The 3,494-nt window shown below is 37.2% G+C and carries 3 protein-coding genes; all 3 read left to right on the top strand.

The features are described from left to right. A partial coding sequence (locus B6C99_RS12795; RefSeq protein ID WP_173795349.1) for a VENN motif pre-toxin domain-containing protein occupies positions 1-1,604 on the top strand: 1,604 nt, incomplete at its 5' end. A gap of 20 nt (positions 1,605-1,624) precedes the next feature. Beyond that, positions 1,625-2,095, top strand: coding sequence for a hypothetical protein (locus B6C99_RS12790; RefSeq protein ID WP_086360176.1), 471 nt, complete (start codon positions 1,625-1,627; stop codon positions 2,093-2,095). A gap of 237 nt (positions 2,096-2,332) precedes the next feature. Then, on the top strand, positions 2,333-3,494 hold a 1,162-nt coding region (locus tag B6C99_RS12785; RefSeq protein ID WP_173795348.1), incomplete at its 3' end, for a VENN motif pre-toxin domain-containing protein.

Raw genomic sequence — 3,494 nt, 5'->3', positions numbered from 1 at the left:
TTATTATACATACCAAATATAAACAAACACAAGATATTAATGAACTCAGTCATGATACCGAAAATGCCCATAGCAAACTCAAACCAATCTTTAATAAAGAGGATGAGCAGACCAGACTAAACATTGTTACTAGCTTAAAAGAGTTAGGCGAACAGGTTAAAGAGCTCGAACGCACTATTCATAAAGATGCCGGTAAAGACTCACAAGATGGCAAAATGGGCAATGACTTTAGTAAAGGCGTTGACTCTGCTGTATCAATTATTACCGGCATTATCACCGGTGATATGACCGGCGGTCTTGCTGGCGCCAGTGCACCATGGCTAGCTGAGCAGATAAAGATACAAGCCGGTGATAACGAAACCGCGAGGTTAGTTGCTCATGCAATACTTGGTGCGGTAGTGGCTGAGCTACAAGGCAACTCAGCATTATCTGGTGGAGCGGGTGCAGTGGTTGGTGAAGTTGCAGCAGATATCATCCGCAAACAACTGTATGGCAAAGAAGTCAAAGATTTAACCGAAGAAGAAAAACAAACCATCAGTGCACTATCGCAATTAGCAGCAGGTCTGGCAGTAGCTGCCGGTGGTGGTAGTGTTGGTGATGCTGGCGCTGCTATTAATAGTAGTAAAAATGCGGTTGAGAATAATTATTTGAGTGTAAATGAAGCTAAGCGAAAAGCTTATTTGACTTGGATAAAGCCAAACTATCTAGGTGAGGAATTAACAGAAGATGAAAAGAAAGAATTAGAAAATCTCAATAAACTAGATAAAGAACGAGATCAAATTTTACAGGATAATTGTTCATTGGGTAACATCTCAAGCTCAGCTTGTAAAGGATTGCTGCAAGAAGCATGGGAAATGCAGAATGAATATGAAAAAGAGGTTGCTAGAAGTTTAACAAATGCTGATTTATATAGAGAAGACTCAAAAAATCTTAACGAAGCATTAGTCGGTTTAGATCCCAACAGCATTATTCATTTAATTTCAATTGAAGCAATTGCAAAAGAGACAGGTAGAGATGTAAAAGATGTTGCTCAACAGTATAAATATGTTATGGCTGCACATGGAATTGTATCTTCATTGGCTGGTTTGTATGAAGGAGTAAATTTTACGCAACCAAATACCAATAAGGTTAAAGGTAATGTCGAGGCTAATGTTGATGCTAGTGGAAAAGCTCGAGAATCTTCTAACTTTAGAGAGCATGTTAATAAAGAACGAGAGGTAAATGCTAGCAGACAAACAGAAAATACGTCGTCAACTCCAATTATTAATCCAGCAACCAATAAACCTGTTACTGACCATATAATTGTATCATCAGGTAAAGCACCTCAAACATCAACACCAAATTCCATTTATGAGGTATCAAGGGCAGATGGCTCTAGAAGTATTACTTATTATGATGAAAAAGGTAATTGGTTTTCAAGAGAAGATTATGGTCAACTCAATCCTCACGGAGAAATGAGAATAGGTTCAGATGGACGGGTTGTATCTCATGAACATAAACGGACATATAAGAATTACAATGGTAACATATATAAAGATAAAGACTATTATAGAAGAATTGATAAAGATGGTAAGCCTATTGGTGATTGGATTTTAGATAAATAATACTAAAAAGGAGAGTTAATATGTCTAGTTTTGTTTGTGGTTATATAGAACCAATATTAAGTGAGAATAAACTAAATAACTTATCTAACTATATAAAAAATAGTCAATTGGGAATAGAAAAAATCTCTAAAGATTGGTTGATTAATTATCCCAACTATTTAATTCCCAATGATAGTATATTTACTTTTTTAATCGGCGATGTTCCCGGTTATCCTAATGCTACTTACTTAATAGATTATTGTGAATATGCTCCGGATACTGATATTGCTTTTCCTCCAGATCCTAAGGAACGCTTAGATATACTCATTAATACATTGATTGACATGATTAAAATTACCCATGCATCAAAAATGGTAGTTTCTATAAATGAATGCGATCAAATAGAAACCATAAAAAAAATAAAGTTCGCTGAAATGCGAGACATTATTCATGCTGATTTTGCAAAATATCAAGCCCCACCAGATACACTTTATGAAATCATCTGTGAATAAAATTATAATTAAGTTTTTCAGAACTTGATAATTTAGCTTGTTATAAAATATAAAGCAGTTTTATCAACTTAAATTGAAAAATTTAAAATGTTCATATGGAAAGATGCACCATCAAATTGGCATCTTTCCATTTATCTTTACAAATACACTTCAATAAAACAACTCAAAATAACCATTATCTAAAAAATATAATTACCAATTAGGGATGTTGCCGGCAAAGGTGGATATGATATCACGGTGGGCAATAACACTGACTTAAAAGGTGCGGTGATTGCCTCTGAAGCAGACGATACCAGCAAAAACAGGCTCGATACCGGCACAATAAGCTTTAGTGATATCGAAAACAAAGCCGACTTTAACGTTACGCATGTATCGGTCAGTGGCGGTACCGTCGGTCCGGGCATTCCGACAGCTTACCAAAACAGTGATTCAGCATCGAGCACTACCAAATCCGCGGTAGAGCAAGGTCAATTAATCATCCGTAATCAAGATGAACAACAACAAAATATTGCTGATTTAAGTCGGGATACCGAAAGTGCCAATAATCCATTAAAACAGATTTTTGATAAGCAAAAAGAGCTGGATAAAATAGAAACCGTTGAGCTAATAAAAGATATCGCCCAACAAGCAAAAAGCATCACACAAAAGTATGACCGAATACAGGCACAAAAAGATATCGAAAACAATAAGGAACTTCTATCCAAAGCAGAAGCATTGAAACAATATAATGATTTAAGCGATGAAGACAAGGCAAAAATTTCTTTTGAAGAATTTTATACGGATAATCAGGATTATTGGTATTACGCGGCTGTTGATACACAGTTAGAAGCAAATAAGCAAAAAGGTAACAATATTGGTACCATGGGCAATGACTTTAGTAAAGGCGTTGACTCAGCTGTATCAATTATTACCGGCATTATCACCGGCGATATGACCGGCGGCTTAGCTGGCGCCAGTGCACCATGGCTAGCTGAACAGATAAAACTGCACACTGGGCACCTAGACAAGGATGGTGAATGGGTCACTGATAACCTTGCCGGTAACTTAATCTCTCATGCAATACTTGGTGCAGTAGTCGCTGAACTACAAGGCAACTCAGGACTTGCCGGTGGAGCCGGTGCAGTGGCCGGTGAAGTTGCAGCAGATATCATCCGCAAACAACTGTATGGCAAAGAAGTCAAAGATTTAACCGAAGAAGAAAAACAAACCATCAGCGCACTATCTCAACTAGCCTCCGGCCTTGCGGTAGCCGCCGGCGGTGGTAATTTTGGTGATGCCAGTGCGGCTATTAGTAGCAGTAAAAATGCGGTTGAGAATAATTATTTAAACTCAGATGAGCATCAAACCAAAAAAGGTTTAGAATACAAAGAAAGAAAAGGCATATTAACAGATGAAGAAA

Source organism: Gilliamella sp. N-G2 (assembly GCF_002142215.1).
GTDB lineage: Bacteria > Pseudomonadota > Gammaproteobacteria > Enterobacterales > Orbaceae > Gilliamella.
Note: the sequence above shows the minus strand (reverse complement) of the source record. Positions and strands in the feature narration are given on the sequence as shown.

Bases quoted from the DNA above. Each gene is read 5' to 3' on its own strand.
- B6C99_RS12790 (WP_086360176.1), top strand. From the start codon at position 1,625: ATGTCTAGTTTTGTTTGTGGTTATATAGAACCAATATTAAGTGAGAAT.